The 15,577-nt window shown below is 70.4% G+C and carries 13 protein-coding genes; 9 read left to right on the forward strand and 4 right to left on the reverse strand.

The window, feature by feature from the left end:
• Nucleotides 1–31 precede the first annotated feature (31 nt).
• On the reverse strand, nucleotides 32–679 hold the full coding sequence (locus tag IU449_RS14440) for a TetR/AcrR family transcriptional regulator (protein WP_195002642.1): 648 nt from the start codon (nucleotides 677–679) through the stop codon (nucleotides 32–34).
• Nucleotides 680–723: 44 nt separating this feature from the next.
• Here IU449_RS14440 and IU449_RS14445 point away from each other — a divergent pair, with 44 nt between their 5' ends.
• The 7 genes from IU449_RS14445 (at nucleotide 724) to IU449_RS14475 (ending at nucleotide 7,848) form a co-directional block, all read left to right on the forward strand.
• Nucleotides 724–1,596: an oxygenase MpaB family protein gene (locus IU449_RS14445; RefSeq protein ID WP_195002643.1), complete on the forward strand. Its 873-nt coding sequence runs from the start codon at nucleotides 724–726 to the stop codon at nucleotides 1,594–1,596.
• Nucleotides 1,597–1,616: 20 nt separating this feature from the next.
• Complete coding sequence (locus tag IU449_RS14450; RefSeq protein WP_195002644.1) at nucleotides 1,617–2,546, forward strand: alpha/beta fold hydrolase; 930 nt, start codon at nucleotides 1,617–1,619, stop codon at nucleotides 2,544–2,546.
• Nucleotides 2,547–2,720: 174 nt separating this feature from the next.
• Nucleotides 2,721–4,301 (forward strand): LVIVD repeat-containing protein, encoded by a 1,581-nt coding sequence (locus IU449_RS14455; RefSeq protein ID WP_195002645.1) that lies wholly within the window; start codon nucleotides 2,721–2,723, stop codon nucleotides 4,299–4,301.
• Nucleotides 4,301–4,981, forward strand: coding sequence for a DUF305 domain-containing protein (locus IU449_RS14460; RefSeq protein WP_195002646.1), 681 nt, complete (start codon nucleotides 4,301–4,303; stop codon nucleotides 4,979–4,981). The genes IU449_RS14455 and IU449_RS14460 overlap by 1 nt, the downstream gene beginning before the upstream one ends.
• 55 nt (nucleotides 4,982–5,036) lie before the next feature.
• Nucleotides 5,037–5,618 (forward strand): TetR/AcrR family transcriptional regulator, encoded by a 582-nt coding sequence (locus IU449_RS14465; RefSeq protein ID WP_195002647.1) that lies wholly within the window; start codon nucleotides 5,037–5,039, stop codon nucleotides 5,616–5,618.
• 43 nt (nucleotides 5,619–5,661) lie between these two features.
• Nucleotides 5,662–6,843, forward strand: coding sequence for an NADH:flavin oxidoreductase (locus IU449_RS14470; protein ID WP_195002648.1), 1,182 nt, complete (start codon nucleotides 5,662–5,664; stop codon nucleotides 6,841–6,843).
• A gap of 195 nt (nucleotides 6,844–7,038) precedes the next feature.
• A complete protein-coding gene (locus IU449_RS14475; protein WP_195002649.1) occupies nucleotides 7,039–7,848 on the forward strand; it encodes an SDR family NAD(P)-dependent oxidoreductase in 810 nt (269 codons plus the stop codon).
• Nucleotides 7,849–7,991: 143 nt separating this feature from the next.
• On the opposite strand, the gene IU449_RS14480 is transcribed toward IU449_RS14475, so the two are convergent.
• Nucleotides 7,992–9,059, reverse strand: coding sequence for an alpha/beta fold hydrolase (locus IU449_RS14480; protein WP_195002650.1), 1,068 nt, complete (start codon nucleotides 9,057–9,059; stop codon nucleotides 7,992–7,994).
• A gap of 308 nt (nucleotides 9,060–9,367) precedes the next feature.
• On the opposite strand from IU449_RS14480, the gene IU449_RS14485 reads away from it, so the two are divergent.
• Complete coding sequence (locus IU449_RS14485; RefSeq protein WP_195002651.1) at nucleotides 9,368–9,856, forward strand: DUF2752 domain-containing protein; 489 nt, start codon at nucleotides 9,368–9,370, stop codon at nucleotides 9,854–9,856.
• A 16-nt stretch (nucleotides 9,857–9,872) separates the two neighbouring features.
• The gene (locus IU449_RS14490) at nucleotides 9,873–10,169 is read left to right on the forward strand and encodes a hypothetical protein (protein ID WP_228805135.1); all 297 of its coding nucleotides are present in this window, start codon (nucleotides 9,873–9,875) and stop codon (nucleotides 10,167–10,169) included.
• Between the two features lie 39 nt (nucleotides 10,170–10,208).
• Here the strand turns inward: IU449_RS14490 and IU449_RS14495 are convergent, their stop codons facing one another.
• A complete protein-coding gene (locus IU449_RS14495) occupies nucleotides 10,209–11,597 on the reverse strand; it encodes a M1 family metallopeptidase (RefSeq protein WP_195003195.1) in 1,389 nt (462 codons plus the stop codon).
• Nucleotides 11,597–15,547, reverse strand: coding sequence for a Pls/PosA family non-ribosomal peptide synthetase (locus IU449_RS14500; protein WP_195002652.1), 3,951 nt, complete (start codon nucleotides 15,545–15,547; stop codon nucleotides 11,597–11,599). Before IU449_RS14500 ends, IU449_RS14495 begins: the two co-directional genes overlap by 1 nt.
• Nucleotides 15,548–15,577: the final 30 nt, after the last annotated feature.

Raw genomic sequence — 15,577 nt, forward strand, 5'->3', positions numbered from 1 at the left:
AACAGCGCCCTCTGGTGCAAGAGGGGGCGGGTCAGCGTATTCCGGAGGTGATGAGCGGGGCGATCACGCGGCGGGCCAGATCGCGGGCGACATCGTCGTCGGCGAGGTCGTAGCCGGGGGCGGGCAGCAGCAGGTAGCCCATGGTGAGCCGGATGATCGCGTCGGCCTGCAGGTCGGGGTTGCCGGGCGGCAAAGTCCCTTCCTCCTGACCCGCACGGATGCGGGCGGAGATGAAGCGGTGGCCGATGTCGATCGGCGCGGGGTCGCCGGCGGACAGGATCGCGAGCATTTCGGCATTGCGTTCGGGGTCGTGGCTGTCGGCGAGCAATCGGTCGCGCAACCGCAGGCAGGCGACGAAGGCTTCGGCGATGCGGTCGGCCGGGTCGATGACGGTGAGGAAGGTCGTGGTGATCTCGGCCAGGAAAGTGCGCAGAGTGTGCGCGACCGCCGCCTCGAACAGCGCGTCCTTGCCGCCGTAGCGGCGGAACAGGGTGGCGCGGCTGACCCCGGTGCGGGCGGCGATGTCGTCCATGGTTGCCGCCTGGGTGCCGCGCTCGGTGAGCACCCGCAGCGTCGCCTCGTAGATGTTCGAGACGTCGGGACCTGCCGTGGAGTGTGCGACGACCTTGGCGACCGCGCGGCCGAACAAACTGGTCAGCGGTGCGGAGGGGCGAGGCATTCGGCCATTGTCGCATCTGAGACTTACATGCTACTAATAGTCTCATGAGTGAGGGAGTGACCGGGCGGGCGACGCCTGTGACGGCCGACGTGGAGCCCGCGCCTCTCGGCCCCGATTCGGTGGCCTGGTCGGTGTTCGGTGATCTGACATTCGTGCTCGGCGCCTCGCGCCGGCTGCTCATCGACGTGGGCCACCCGATCGTGGCCGCGGGCGTGAGCGAGTTCTCGGTGTTCGATTCCGACCCGTACGGCCGTGCCGACCGGACGCTGAACATGATCATGGGCGTGGTCTACGGCCAGGAGCAGGCGCTGGCCACCGCCGCGCGACTGCGGGAGCTGCACAAGCACTTCAAGGGGCAGCACGCCGACGGCACGCGCTGGAGCGCGCTGAACCCGGAGGCATTCCACTGGGTGCACGCCAGCCTCGTGCACGGCGTCTACACCCAGCAGAAGCTGCTCGGGCGCGGCTGGAAGCCCGGCGAAGTCGAGCAGTTCTACCAGGAGATGCGCCGGGTCGGCCGGATGTACGGCGTGCGCGAGCAGGACATGCCCGTGGACTGGGACAGCTTCTGCGCGTGGTTCGACGAGATGGCCGCCACCAAGCTGGAACGCTCCGAGGTCAGCGACCGGGTGCTCGCCGTGGTCGCCGGGCCCAAGCCACCGCCGATGATCCCGGTGCTGCGGATCCCGGTCGTGTGGAACTACACCGTGCGTCCGATCGCGGGCGCGACCTTGACCCTGATCACCGGCGGGCTGTTGCCGCCGCATCTGCGCGAACTGTTCGGGGTGCCGTGGTCGCGCGGCCGCGAGATCGCCTTCGGCGCGCTGGCGGCGATCTCCCGCACCGTACTGCCCCGGCTGCCTCGGGTCGTGCGGATGGTGCCGCCCGCTCGGCAGGCGCTACGGCGGGCGCGGTGACGCCGCCGCGGAGCGGCCCGGTGGCACAGACGCGGCGCGGCCCGGTCGAGGTGACCGAAGTCCGCGGTGCGGACGGTACCCGGCTGTACGCCGAGATCCACGGCCGCGCCGACGCGCCGACGATCGTGCTCACCCACGGCGTCCTGTGCGATCTGGCCTTCTGGCGCAAGCAGATCGCCGACCTCGGCGAGGAGTTCCGGGTCGTCGCCTTCGACCATCGCGGGCACGGTCTCAGCGACCAGCCCGCCCGCGGCAGCTACACCCTGGATCATCTGGCCGACGATCTGCACGCGGTGCTCACGACCACGGTCCCTGCGGGCGAACAGGCGGTGCTGGCCGGTCACTCATTGGGCGGCATCGCTGTGATGGCCTGGGCCGCAAGGTATCCCGAAGACATCGCGCAGCGGGTGCGCGCGGCCGCGCTGGTGAACACCACGCCCGGGGAGATCCTCGACAATGTGCACTTCCTGCGAGGCCCGCAACGGCTGCTCGGCGCCCGCAGACGGCTGGCCATGACGGTGGCGCCGCTCGCCGGAATTCCCCTGCCGCGCAGGATGCCGGTGCGCAGGCGGCTGCTGTCGCACGTCGCGCTGGGATCGGGGGCCGTGGGACCGGGGACAGCGGCGGGCGCGGCCCGCGAACTGGATCGGATGATCGGTGCCACCTCACCGCGCGGACGCGGCGGGTACGGCGGAATGCTGGTCAACATGGTGACCACCGTCGACCCGAGTTCGCTCGATGTCCCCACGCTGGTGATCGCCGGGCGCAAGGACAGGATCGCGCCGCCGGCGCGCTCGGAGTTCATCGCCGCTCGCCTGCCGCAGCTGATCGAATTGCGCGAGTACGACACCGGACACTGCGGTCCGCTGGAGTGCGCGGACGAGGTCACCGCGGCCCTGCGCGCGCTGGGCCGGGGGGAGCTGGGACAGCTCGGGCAGGCGTCGGCCTGATCGAAAACCGTCATCGCGATCGGCGCGGTGGGCGACACTGGTGGAAGGGGAGCAACGGAGCCGCCGCGCGGCGCGCGGACGGACCGAGGGGAGGAACAGGGAATAACACCCTGTGGCGCGGAAGCCCGTAAGCGATCGGGTCTTCCGGTGTGGGGGTACTGAACGAGGAGAACGATGTTCCGAGGACGAGACAACGATGTCACGGTCCGCCGGACCCGGGGGTGGCGCGCTGTCACCACCCGTGCGGGTTCGGCCCTGGCGGCGGTGGCCCTGCTGGTCACCGGTTCGGCGGTCGGCACCGCCGAACCCCCACCGGGGTTCGACGAATTCACCGGGGTCTGGCCGACCGCGGTCGACCAGGCGAACTGCCGCCCCGGCGACCAGGTGGAGACCGGGCTGCAGGGCGAGGTGCCGCTCGAAGACCGCAGGTCCCGGCGCAGCACGGCAGGCTACAACTGCAATATCGACCTGGTCGGGCAGTACCAGGGCCTCGGCGCCGGACCGGTGAGCCCGACCTACGAGAACTGCGCCTACATCGCCTCGACCTTCCCGACCAACCTGTTCGGCCCCGACGCGGGCGTGCACGTCGTCGACGTCAGCGATCCGGTCAACCCGGTCCGCACCGCGGTGCTCACCGAACCGGCCATGGTCGGCGGCACCTGGGAGTCGATGAAGGTGCACGAGGGTCGCGGCCTGCTCGTGGCCACCGGTGTCGGGATGATCGTCGGCGCGGGGTACATGTCGATCTACGACATCTCCCAGGACTGCGCACATCCCCGGCTGCTGAACACCACGACCGGATCCATGCTGAACATGCCGATCCCGATCACCACCCACGAGGGTGACTTCTCCCCGGACGGCAACACCTACTGGGCCTCGGGCGTCGCGCCGGGCTACGTCAGCGCCGTCGATATCAGCGATCCCACCCAGCCGATGGTGGTCTGGGGCGGGCTCACCGGCGTCGAGGCGCACGGCATGGGCTTCACCCCCGACGGCAACACCATGTACCTGGCGAATCTGGGCGGCCTGACGATCATCGACGTCTCGGCCGTGCAGAACCGGGTGCCGCGCACCGTGATCGGGCACCCGCTGCCGCACATCGGCCAGAAGTTCTGGACCGACGGCTTCATCAACCAGCACAGCATCTACGCCACCTACGCCGGCGAACCGCACCTGTTCACCGTCGACGAGGGCGGTTCGGGCGGCGTGAAGCTGTTCGACATCGCCGACCGGGCGAACCCGAAATGGCGCACCAGCGCCAAGCTGGAGATCAATCTGCCCCAGCACCAGGACCGCTGGACCTCCAGCTCGGCGGGCAACGGCGCGTTCGGCTATGACGCGCACTATTGCCGACTGGATCGGCCCGACGATCCGCGGTTGATGGCGTGCAGTTGGATCCAGTCCGGCATCCGGGTGTTCGACGTGCGCGACCCGGACCACTTCAAGGAAGTCGCCTACTACAACCCGCCCGCTCAGACCGGCAGGAATCTGCAGTTGCCGAACTCGCTGCACGCGGTCCTCGGGTCGATCATCGGCCCGCCGGTCATCGGCACCATCGCGCTGGCGCGCGCGGTGATCCAGGGGCAGACCTCGCTCAACGGCGTCGTCAACGACCAGAGCAGGCTGCTCGGCGGCGATCTGTCCGCCGACTGGTGTCTCTCGCCGCCGGAGTTCCACGACGACAAGCTCTACGTCGCGTGCATGGACAACGGGTTCATGGCGCTGCAGCTCGATCCGTCGGTGTTCCAGGCCTGATGAGCGCGGCGGACGGAACCGATGAGCGGCGGTCGTGGCGGGTGCGGGTCGCGGCGCTCGCGGCAGCGATGGTGTGCGTGGCTGCCGGAGTGCTGATCGGCTGGTTCGCTCGCGGCGACGGCGGCGCGGGAGCCTCGGGCGGCGAGCAGGTGATGCTCGCCGACGCCGATATCGCCTTCGCGCAACAGATGTCGGCGCATCATCAGCAGGCGCTGACCATGGTGGAGATGCTCGGCCCGGACGCCGCGCCCGAGGTGCGGGCCGCCGCCGAGCAGATCCGCATCTCGCAGTGGCGGGAGGTCGGCACGCTGACCGGCTGGCTCGAGCTGGTCGGCGCGCCCGTGCAGCCGACGGTGGAGCAGGGCGCGCACGACGGGCACGGTGGACACGGCGGTGACGGTGAGGCGGGGGCGGTCTCGGGGATGGCCGGGATGGCGTCCGACGAGGAGCTGACCCGCCTGTACCACGCGCCCGGACCGGCGCGGGAAGTGTTGTTCCTGCAGTTGATGATCCGGCACCACCAGGGTGGCGTGGACATGGCGGCGGCGGGGGCCCAGGCCACCGATTCGGCCGCCGTGCGGGCTAGGGCGCTGTCGATGCTCAACGGTCAGCAGCAGGAGATCTCGACGCTGTCGGTGCTGCTGAGTCAGCGCGGGGCGGAGGTGTTGGCGTACCCGTGAGGCGCTGGTTCGATCACCTGTTGAATCACTGATTGAAACGTGTTCTACTCAATGGGTGAGCCGAGCCGAGTCCGACACCCGTGAACGGCTGCTGTCGGCAGCCGAGCAGCTGCTGCTGGAGTCGGGATACGAGAAGGTCTCCATCCGGGCGGTGTGCACCGCGGCCGAGGTCAATCCGGCCGCGGTGCATTACCACTTCGGTTCCAAGGACGCGCTGGTCGTCGCGCTGTTGCAGAGCAGGCTCGCGCCGCTGTGGGAGTCGTCGATGGACGGCCTCGCGCAGCGATCGGCCACCGTGGCCGAGTGCGTGGCCGCGGTGATCGAACCGCTGGTGACCCTGGCGGACGACCCGATCGGGCGGCTGCACCTGCGGTTACTCACCCGGCTGGTGCAATCCCGCCGCGACATGGGCTGGTCGGCGCGCTGGTTCACCCTCGACCCCTTCGTCGAGCTGCTGCGCGCGCAGTGCCCGTGGGTGACCGAGCGCGAGGCGCGTGCGCGCTGGCTGCTCGCCTTCGAGCTGATTCTCGGCCGGTTCGGCGCCCCGCTCGCCGACGACCGCATCCTGTCCCCGCGCGCGGTCACGACATTGCGCGAATTCGTCACCGCGGGCCTGTGCACGCCCGCGGACCACTGATCCCCGCCGCTGCGGACCGATGATCACCGCCTCTGGAGAAACGATGAACCAGGTATTCACCCCCGCCCAGCTCGGGCCGATCACCTTGCGCAACAGGGTGATCAAGGCCGCCACCTTCGAAGGCCGCACCCCGGACGCGCTGGTCACCGACGATCTCATCGAATACCACCGCGCCCCCTCGCGCGGCGGCGTCGGCATGTCCACGGTGGCCTACTGCGCGGTCGCCCCGGAAGGCCGCACCGATCGCCACCAGATCTACATGCGCCCGGAAGCGGTGCCCGGCCTGCGGAAACTGACCGCCGCCATCCACGCCGAGGGCGCTGCCGCGAGCGCGCAGATCGGCCACGCCGGTCCGGTGGCGAATTCCGCGTCCAACCGTCTGCCCGCCCTGGCTCCCAGCGGATTCTTCAACCCGCTCGGCATGGCCCGGGCGCACAAGCCCGACGCGGCCGAATTGGCCAGGGTGGTGCGCGATTTCGCCGCCGCCGCGCGCACCGCCGAGGAAGCCGGTTTCGACGCCGTCGAGTTGCACTTCGGCCACAACTACCTGGTCAGCGCGTTCTTCAGCCCGCTGCTCAACCGTCGTCGCGATTCCTACGGCGGCAGCCTGGCCAATCGCGCCCGGCTGGCCCGCGAGGTCGCGCAGGCCGTGCGCGAAGCGGTCGGTGGCCGGATCGCGGTGCTGGCCAAGCTGAGCATGGACGACGGCGCGCCCGGCGGCCTGCACATCGAGGAGAGCCTGCAGATCGGCCGTTGGCTGGAGGAGGACGGCACCCTCGACGCGCTGGAGCTCACCATCGGCAGCTCGCTGCTCAATCCGATGTACCTGTTCCACGGCGACGCCCCGCGCAAGGAGTTCGCCAAGGCGTTCCCGCCGCCGATGAGCTGGGGCATGCGCCTGGGCGGCCGGTTCTTCCTGCGCGAATTCCCCTACCGCGAGGCGTACATGCTGGATCTGGCCCGCCAGTTCCGCCACGAACTGACGATGCCGCTGGTCCTGCTCGGCGGGATCACCAACGCCGAGACCATGCAACTGGCGATGGACGAAGGCTTCGAGTTCGTCGCCATGGCTCGCGCCCTGTTGCGCCAGCCCGATCTGCTGCTGCGCATCCAGCAGGAGGAGAAGACCAAGTCGTTGTGCACGCACTGCAACAAGTGCATGCCCACTATCTACGACCGGACCGTCTGCGTGCTGGCCCGCCCCGACCAGCTCGCCGCGCACTGACGGACCGCCACGTCCTGACGGACCGCCACGTACTGACGGACCCGGGCGCAGTGACGGGCTTGTCGCGTACCGACCGACCGCCGCTGGACCGGGACCTCGCACCGACCGACTCTCCGCACCTCCACCGCCCCCTGCCGGCGGAACCGCCGGCACCGGGCCCCTACCGTGGCCCCCGAAACGACGAAGGATCAAGCGATGACGAAGAAGACCGTGCTGATCACCGGCGCGGGCGGTGGCCTCGGCGGCGCGACCGCCGAACTGTTCGCCGACCGGGGCTGGCGGGTGCTGGCCGCCGACCTGCGCCCACCGCGGCCCGCGCCGAATCTGATTCCCCTCGAGCTGGACGTGACCGACTCGGCGTCGGTCGCGGCGGCGCTGAAAGCCGCCGAGGAGCACGCGCCGGGTGGGATCGACGCCGTGGTGACCTTCGCCGGAATGATGTTCACCGGTCCGCTGGTCGAGGTCGCCGAAGAGGATATGCGGCGGATCTTCGACGTCAATGTGCTGGGCACTTACCGGGTGGTCAAGGCGGCGTTCCCGCTGATCCGGCGCGCCCGCGGGCGAGTGATCACGATCAGCTCCGAGACCGGCTGGCAGAAGGCGCTCATGCTCAACGGCCCTTACGCCATGACCAAGCACGCGATCGAGGCCTACTCCGACGCGCTGCGCCGTGAACTGATGTTCCTCGACATCCCGGTCAGCACGGTGCAGCCGGGCCCGTTCCGCACCACGATGGTCGAGGGCATCCGCGCCACCTTCGACAAGGCGAAGCAGAACTCGACCTATTTCGCCGAACTGATCGGCAAGGTGGGCGCGATGGCCGAGAAGGAGAACGCGAGCGCCAACGACCCGCGGATCCTCGCCGAGGTGGTGTGGCAGGCGGCCACCACCGCGCGCCCGCGCAGGCGGTATTCGGTGAAGGCCGACCTCAGCCGGTCACTGATGCACCGGCTGCCGGACGGGCTGCTCGACCCGTTGCTGAAGAAGCTGCTCGCACCCCGCTGACGCCGTGGTGCGGCGGCACGAACATGTCGGTGAAGGCCACACACATATCGATGGCGGGGACTGTCGCCCGGTGTGACGCCGAGGCCGCGCGACCATGCCTCGTTCGTCGGAGCGGGGCGGTGCCGACCTCGCCGTCCACCGGGTCAGACCGCGTCGGCCCGGGTCTGATGGGCGCCCGAGGCGATACGGATCAGTTCGTCGTTGAACCGGTCGGCGGCCTCGACATTGACCAGATGCCCGGTCGGCCAGATCTGGTAGTCGGCCAGTGAGCCCGTGGAACGCAGCGCGTCCACGATCGGGCGGTTCATCCGCTCCGGCAGCAGTTTGTCGTGCAGCCCGGAGATGACCGTGGTCGGCACCGTGATGTGCTTGGCCGCATCGCCGAGGTGCATGAGGGCCAGCGCCGCCGCGTGCAGGCCGCGGGTCAGCGGACGGCACGACCGGACGATGTTCATCGCGAAGGCGACCTCGTCGGCGGTGGCGTGCTTGCCCACCACCCGGCCGCGCATCGCGCTGTGGAGCAACGGGCTCAGCAGCGGTCCGCCCGGCATCGGTACGGGAGCCGACAGCAAGGTCTCGCCGACGACGAGCGGCAGCCGCAGGTCGCGGCCGAGCAGGGTGATCGGCCTGTCGCCCACCACCAGGGGCTTGTTCAGCAGCGGGATGAGATCGGTTTCGCCGCGGATGTTCTGGGCGGCGGTGTTGGCGAGCACGACCGAGGCGGCACGCTCGGCGACCTGGTCGGGATAGCGCGCGGCCCAGGCCTGCACGGTGAGACCGCCCATACTGTGCCCGACGAGCACGGCGCGGCGGCCGCGCGGCAGGGTGGCGTCGAGGACGGTGTGCAGATCGTCGGCGAGAGTCTGCTCGCTGGGCGCGACCCGGCCGAGGCTGGACTCGCCGTGCCCACGCTGGTCGTAGGCGACGACCCGGAACCGTTCGGCCAGCGCGTCGATCTGCGGGTTCCAGTACTCGATGCAGCAGCTCCAGCCGTGGATGAGCACGATGACGTCGCCGTCGGCCGGACCGTAGCTGCGCACCCGCAGGCGCGCGCCGTCGACAGTGGTGACGCGGGTCTTCTCCGACGGTGTGCTCGGCTTGTTCAGCGCGGGCGTCGAATACTTCCGCGACCGCAGCGCGGCCCGGTAGGCAGCGGTCAGCGGCTCGGCATCACGCACCCCCGCCAGGGTCTTCATCGACGTCACCAGCATCGCACACTCCTTTGTGTCTGTGGTCACGGTACCGCGCGAGCACGGGTGCTTGCTAGTGCAAGCGCTCGGTCTCGGAAAACCTGACCTGGATACTGGGATACCCGATAATCGGTCTGTTGAAATTTCCTGCCCGGCCACAATTCGTCCGGTGCTCCGATGGCGTTCTCCAGCTGACTATCGGGGCGTGGGGCAACGGTGCTACCAGTCGTGCGCCGACCGTTACAGAGTCGAGAGCGTCGCGGCGGCGCGGTTTCGGGACGCTCACGGTCGGTGGCGCCCGGCCCGGGCACCCGGCTACCGTGGGTGAGGTGGACAACCCCCGCGAACGCCTTGCCTTCCCGTCATCGCAACCGCGGCCGTGGGAAGCCGCGGGGGGACCGGCCCGGGAGGCCGGGGGCGGCTGGAAATCGCTGAGCCTGCCGCTGCTGACCGGCGCGGCGGGCGTGGGCGCGCTGGTGTTGCTGCACGTGCGTGACCCGCATGTCGAGAACTCCTACGGCATCTGCCCGACCTGGGGCCTGTTCGGGGTGTACTGCCCCGGCTGCGGCGGGATGCGCGCGGTGCACAACCTCACCGACGGCCGCGTGCTCGATTCGTTGCACAGCAATCTGCTCGCGCTGCCGCTGATCGTGCTGTTCTTCTGGTTCGTCGTGGACTGGGCGATCCGGGCCGGGCGCGGCCAGGGCCCTCGGCTGCCCGCTATCGACCGTGCCGTCACGTTGTCGATCTTCGCGTTCATCGCCGGGTACGCGGTACTGCGCAACACCCCGTGGGGGACCTGGCTCACTCCCGTGTAGGAAGGACCGCTCGTCCATGATGGATTCCCTCGACTCCCGGTCCGAGGACCCTGCCGCCGACCCCGACGCGATCGACGGCCAGGCGTTCGCGGGCAGTGGCCTTGACCACGAATTCGCCGTCGACGAGGGCGACACGCTCCGGGAGCGGGTGCGCGCGAAGCTGGTGCGGCAACTGCGAGAGGACGGGCCGCCCGACACCGAACAGGACGATCCGCGCCGCATCGCCGTGGAAGCCGATCTGGACGCCCTCGACAGCGTGCCCGACGGCGACCCGCTGATCGAGGAGCTGGCCGAACGCTATCTGGTGTTCTGACCTGGTGCCCTGACGCCACACCTGTGACAGCAGCGTGTGCTATCGGAACGCCCGGGCGCCCGTCCCGCCGCGCGGCGGGAGTTCGGGCAAGGCGAGTTCGCCCAGCCACACATCCCACAGCGGGCGCAGCGGCAGCCGGCTGTAATGCCCGGCCAGATCGGTGAACTCCTCGGTGGTGACCGAGGAGTGCCGATAGCGACGGGTCCACTCCCTGAGCAGATCGAAGAACGCGACATCGCCCAGTTCGATGCGCAGCGCGTGCAGGGTCAGCGCGCCGCGCTTGTATATCCGGTCGTCGAACATGAGCACCGGGCCGGGGTCGCCGAGCAGGATGTCCTGCGGTTCGCGCGACAGATTGTGCCGGGCGGCGCGGGCCATCCGGTCCGCGCTCGGCCCGCCGGAGGCCTCCGACCACAGCCATTCGGCGTAACAGGCGAAACCCTCGTGCAGCCAGATGTCGCGCCACTGCCGGATGGTGAGGCTGTTGCCGAACCACTGGTGGGCGAGCTCGTGGGCGACCAGTCGTTCCGAACCCCGTCTGCCGTCGCAGTGATTGGCGCCGAAGACCGAGATGCCCTGTGCCTCGATGGGGATCTCGAGTTCGTCGTCGGTGACCACGACGGTGTAGGCGGCGAAGGGATAGGGACCGAACGCCTCGACGAAGACCTCCATCATGTGCTGCTGGCGGCCGAAGTCGTGGTCGAAGGCGCTGCGCAGGCGGGGCGGCAGGACCGCGTGCATGGGCACCGGGGACTGCGAGGAGCCGATCCGATGCTTGCGGTAGGGGCCGATCTGGATGGTCGCCAGGTAGCTCGACATGGGCTCGGCCTGCTCGTAGACCCACGTCGTCTGGCTGGCCTTGGTCAGCTTGCGCACCAGCTCGCCGTTGGCCAGCGCGAAGTAGGGGCTGTCGGTGGTGATCGAGATGCGGTAACTGGCTTTGGAACTGGGGTGATCGTCACAGGGGAACCAGGACGCGGCGCCGTTGGGCTGGCTGGCGATCAGCGCGCCCTCGGTGAGTTCCTCCCAGCCGACCTCACCCCACGGGCCGCGCACCGGCCGGGGCGTGCCCGCGTAGAGCACCGTCACCGAGAGCACCCCGCCCGCGGGCACCCGCTGTTGCGGGGTGAAGACCAGTTTGCCGTCGCGATGGGTGTAGCGGGCGGCCTTGGCGCCGTTGACGAACACCTTCGACACGCTCAGCGACTGCGTCAGATCGAGGGCGTAGCGCGGCCGCACCGAGGTGGTCACCGCGGTGATCTCGGCGCGCCCGCTGAGCCGGTTGCTCGCGACTTTGTAGATCAGCTCCAGCTCGTAGCGCGAGACCCGGTAGCCGCGGTTGCCGTTCTGCGGGAGATAGTCGTCGATGGGGTCGTCGTAGAACTTCTCCCCGGTCGAGAACTTGCCGCCTGCCGCCTTGCCACCCATCAGCGTCCCGGCTCCGGCGCGGAGGCTTCCGGGCGCGGGCGTGCCCACGGCGCGATCGGATTGCCCCACCAGCTGGTGGACGCGGGCACGGTGTCACCACGCATGACCAGCGAGGCCGGGCCGACGGTGGCGCCCGCGCCGATCGTCGAGGCGGGCAGGGCGACGCAGTGCGGGCCGAGGGTGGCGCCCGGTGCCAGGACGACGGTGTCCATGGCCATGATGCGGTCGTGGAACAGATGGGTCTGCACCACGCAGCCGCGCTCCACTGTCGCGCCGTCGCCGAGGGTCACCAGATCAGCCTCCGGAAGCCAATAGGATTCGCACCATACCCCGCGGCCGATCTTCGCGCCGAGTCCGCGAAGCCACAGATTGAGCACCGCGGTGCCGGTCGCGGCGCGGGCGAACCAGGGCGCGGCGACGGTCTCGACGAAGGTGTCGGAAACCTCGTTGCGCCACACGAACGAACTCCACAACGGATGTTCCTCGGCCCGGATCCGACCCACCAGAAGCCATTTCGCCGCCACCGCGGTGGCGCAGGCCAGCGCGCCCGCGACCAGCAAGGTCACCCCGCTCAGCAGCGCGGCGACCGGATGGCCGAAGGTCCTGGCCAGCCACGCCAGCGCGAACAACACGCCCAGGCCGATGGCGAAGGTCACCACGACCGGAATCAGTCGGCAGGTCTCCACGAAGGCGCGCGCCACCTTCAGCCCCGGCGAGGGATCGAAAGTGCGTCGGCTGTCGGCGGATTCGGCGGCGCGGCGCAACCGCACCGGCGGGCTGCCCACCCAGGACGAGCCAGCCTTGGCCTTGGAGGGCGCGGCCGAGAGCACCGCGACCAGACCGTTCTTCGGCACCCGGCGGCCGGGCGCGGTCATCCCGGAATTACCGAGGAAGGCGCGCTTTCCGACCTTGGCCTCGCCGATGCGCAGCCAGCCGCCGCCGAGTTCGTAGCCGGCGATCATGGTGTCGTCGGCCAGGAACGCGCCGTCGGCGACGGTGGTGAACTTGGGCAACAGCAGCACCGTGGAGGCCTCCACGTGCTTGCCGACCTTCGCGCCCAGCAGTCGCAGCCAGATCGGGGTGATCAGGCTCGCGTAGAGCGGGAACAGGAAGGTGCGCGCGCCGTCGAGCAGCCGTTCGGTGGCCCAGGCCTGCCAGCCGATCCGGCTGCGCACCGGGTGGTAACCCTCGGTCAGGCCGATGGAGAACAGCCGGACCAGTGCGATCGTGGCGCCCGCGTACACGGCCAGCGTGATCAGCACCGCGGGCGGCAGCGCCCCGTACGCGCCGAGCAGCGCGTCCTCGAGGGTGGTGGTGTCGCGCACGCACCAGGCCAGCCAGCCCGCGCCCGCGACCAGCGCCAGCACGGGCAACGACGCCAGCCCCATCGAGGTCAGCGCGAAGACGACGATCCAGTGCCTGGCGCGGGCGGGTGCCTGCTCCGGCCACCGATGGCGGGCCTTGCCCACCTTCACCGCGGGCGAGCCCGCCCACTCCTGCCCGCCCTTGATCCTGCCCGCCACCGCCGAGCCGGGCGCGATCTCGGCGCCCTTGCCGATTCTGGCGCCGGGCATCACGATCGAGCGTGAGCCGACCACCGCGCCCGCGCCGACCTCGATCGGGCCGATGTGCACGATGTCGCCGTCGATCCAGTATCCGGACAGGTCGACCTCGGGTTCCACACAGGCGCCGTCGCCGAGTTCGAGCATGCCGGTCACCGGCGGCAGGGTGTGCAGATCCACGCCCCTGCCGACCCGGGCGCCGAGCGCGCGCGCGAACGGCACCATGAACGGCGCACCGGACAGGCTCTCCGCCCCGCTGGCTTCCGACAACCGCACCGCCGCCCACAGCCGCAGGTGCACCGAGCCGCCGCGCGGATAGCTGCCCGGCCGCACGCCGCGCAAGAGCAGTCGCGCGCCGAGCACGCACAGCGTCATCCGGCCGATCGGGGTGATGAACATCAGGAACGCCAGCAACGCCCACCACCACGACAGCCGGGGCAGCCAGGGCAGCGAATGCGACCAGGCCGCGACATTGCCGACGATGGCCAGCCAGGTGAACCACTGCAGGCCGGTCAGCGTGGTCAGCGGCACCGTCGCCAGCAGCTGGACGAGCTGGGCGCGGCGCGGGGTCGGTGCGACCGTGCGCGTTTCGACCGCCGCGGCGGGTGCGGACTGCTCCAGGAAGGTCACCAGCGCGCCGAAACGGGGATGGTCGTAGAGGTCCGCGACGGCCACGGTGGGGTAGCGCTCGCGCAGCGCGGTGACCAGTTGCGCGGCCGCCAGGGAGCCGCCGCCGAGGTCGAAGAAGTCGGCGTCGGGACCGCCGACCTCGGCGCCGAGGATGGCGTCCCACTGCGCGGCGACCCAGCGGGCCGTCTCGGAGAGCCTGCCGTCGTCGTCGGCTTCGCGTTTCGGCAACGGCCAGGGCAGGGCGCCGCGGTCCACCTTGCCGGAGGTGCGGGTCGGCATGTCCTCGACCACGGCCAGTCGCGGCACCAGCGGCGCGGGCAGCTGTCCGGCCAGGATCTCGCGGGCCGCGTGCAGGTCGTAGTCCTGGTCCGGGCCGGTGAGGTAGCCGATGAGGATCTTGTTGCCCGCCTTGGTCGTTCGGATCGCGGCAGCGGCGGCGGTGACACCGGGCAGATGCTGCAGCGCGTTGTCGATCTCGCCCAGTTCGATGCGGCGGCCGCCCAGCTTGATCTGGTCGTCGGCGCGTCCGAGGAAGACCAGGCCCTCGGCCTCGTTGCGCACCATATCGCCGCTGCGGTACGCGCGGTCCCAGCCCAGACGCGGTGCCGGGGCGTACTTCTCGGCGTCCTTGGCCGGATCGAGATAGCGGGCCAGGCCGACACCGCCGATGACGAGTTCGCCGGATTCACCCTCCCCGACCGGATTGCCCTGGGCGTCGACCACCGCGAGATCCCAGCCGTCCAGGGGCAGGCCGATGCGGACCGGGCCCTCGCCGGTCAGCGGCGCCGCGCAGGCCACCACGGTCGCCTCGGTGGGGCCGTAGGTGTTCCACACCTCGCGGCCGATGTCGTCCTCGCGCACGACCCGCTCGGCGAGTTCCGGCGGCACGGCCTCGCCGCCGAAGATCAGCAGACGCACGGCTTCGAGCGCTTCCGGCGGCCAGGTCGCGGCCAGCGTCGGCACCGTCGAGACCACGCTGATCTCGCGGCGCACCAGCCACGGACCCAGATCCGCGCCGGTGCGCACCAGCGTGCGCGGCGCGGGAACCAGGCACGCGCCGTGCCGCCAGGCCAGCCACATCTCCTCGCAGGAGGCGTCGAAGGCCACCGACAGACCGGCCAGCACGCGGTCGCCCGGGCCGATCGGCGCGTCTCGCAGGAACAGCCGCGCCTCGGCGTCGACGAAAGCCGCGGCGCTGCGGTGGGTGACGGCCACGCCCTTCGGGGTGCCGGTGGAGCCGGAGGTGAAGATGATCCAGGCGTCGTCGTCGAGGGCAGGGGGCGCCGATGCGTCGCCCGCGGTGGTGTCGCCGGACGTGGCGCCGAATCGTTCGATCCCGGAACCGGTGACCAGGACCCGGACGCCGGCCTCGCCGAAGACGAGGGTCGCGCGCTCCTCGGGATCGTCGGCGTCGACCGGGACGTAGGCCGCGCCCGCGTGGAGGGCGGCGAGAATCGTGATGTAGAGATCGCGGCTGCCCGAGGGCATCCTGATGCCGACCCGATCGCCGCGACGGACTCCGGCGGCGACGAGTTCCGCTGTGCGAGTGGTTATCTCGCCGTGCAGTTCGGCGTAGGACAGGACGGTGTCACCGTCGTCGATCGCGGGTGCGTCCGGGTGCGTGGCGATGGTGGCGTCGAGGACGTCGACCAGCGTGCGCGGCGCGGGTGCGTATCGTGCGCGCGAGAGCGGGTCGGGCTGTGCCCCCGGCTCCTGCGGCGCCGTCTCGGTCGCCGCATCGACCTGTGGGTGGAGCATCACGTCCTGCCTGCCTCTCCTGAAAACGGT

Source organism: Nocardia higoensis (assembly GCF_015477835.1).
Classification (GTDB): domain Bacteria; phylum Actinomycetota; class Actinomycetes; order Mycobacteriales; family Mycobacteriaceae; genus Nocardia; species Nocardia higoensis_A.

What these genes read in the sequence shown, in the direction of transcription:
- IU449_RS14495 (WP_195003195.1), bottom strand. Translation starts at nt 11,597, where the DNA reads ATGGGTGGCAAGGCGGCAGGCGGCAAGTTCTCGACCGGGGAGAAGTTC.
- IU449_RS14455 (WP_195002645.1), top strand. Translation starts at nt 2,721, where the DNA reads ATGTTCCGAGGACGAGACAACGATGTCACGGTCCGCCGGACCCGGGGG.
- IU449_RS14440 (WP_195002642.1), bottom strand. Translation starts at nt 679, where the DNA reads ATGCCTCGCCCCTCCGCACCGCTGACCAGTTTGTTCGGCCGCGCGGTC.
- IU449_RS14500 (WP_195002652.1), bottom strand. Translation starts at nt 15,547, where the DNA reads ATGCTCCACCCACAGGTCGATGCGGCGACCGAGACGGCGCCGCAGGAG.
- IU449_RS14470 (WP_195002648.1), top strand. Translation starts at nt 5,662, where the DNA reads ATGAACCAGGTATTCACCCCCGCCCAGCTCGGGCCGATCACCTTGCGC.
- IU449_RS14460 (WP_195002646.1), top strand. Translation starts at nt 4,301, where the DNA reads ATGAGCGCGGCGGACGGAACCGATGAGCGGCGGTCGTGGCGGGTGCGG.
- IU449_RS14445 (WP_195002643.1), top strand. Translation starts at nt 724, where the DNA reads ATGAGTGAGGGAGTGACCGGGCGGGCGACGCCTGTGACGGCCGACGTG.
- IU449_RS14475 (WP_195002649.1), top strand. Translation starts at nt 7,039, where the DNA reads ATGACGAAGAAGACCGTGCTGATCACCGGCGCGGGCGGTGGCCTCGGC.
- IU449_RS14480 (WP_195002650.1), bottom strand. Translation starts at nt 9,059, where the DNA reads ATGCTGGTGACGTCGATGAAGACCCTGGCGGGGGTGCGTGATGCCGAG.
- IU449_RS14490 (WP_228805135.1), top strand. Translation starts at nt 9,873, where the DNA reads ATGATGGATTCCCTCGACTCCCGGTCCGAGGACCCTGCCGCCGACCCC.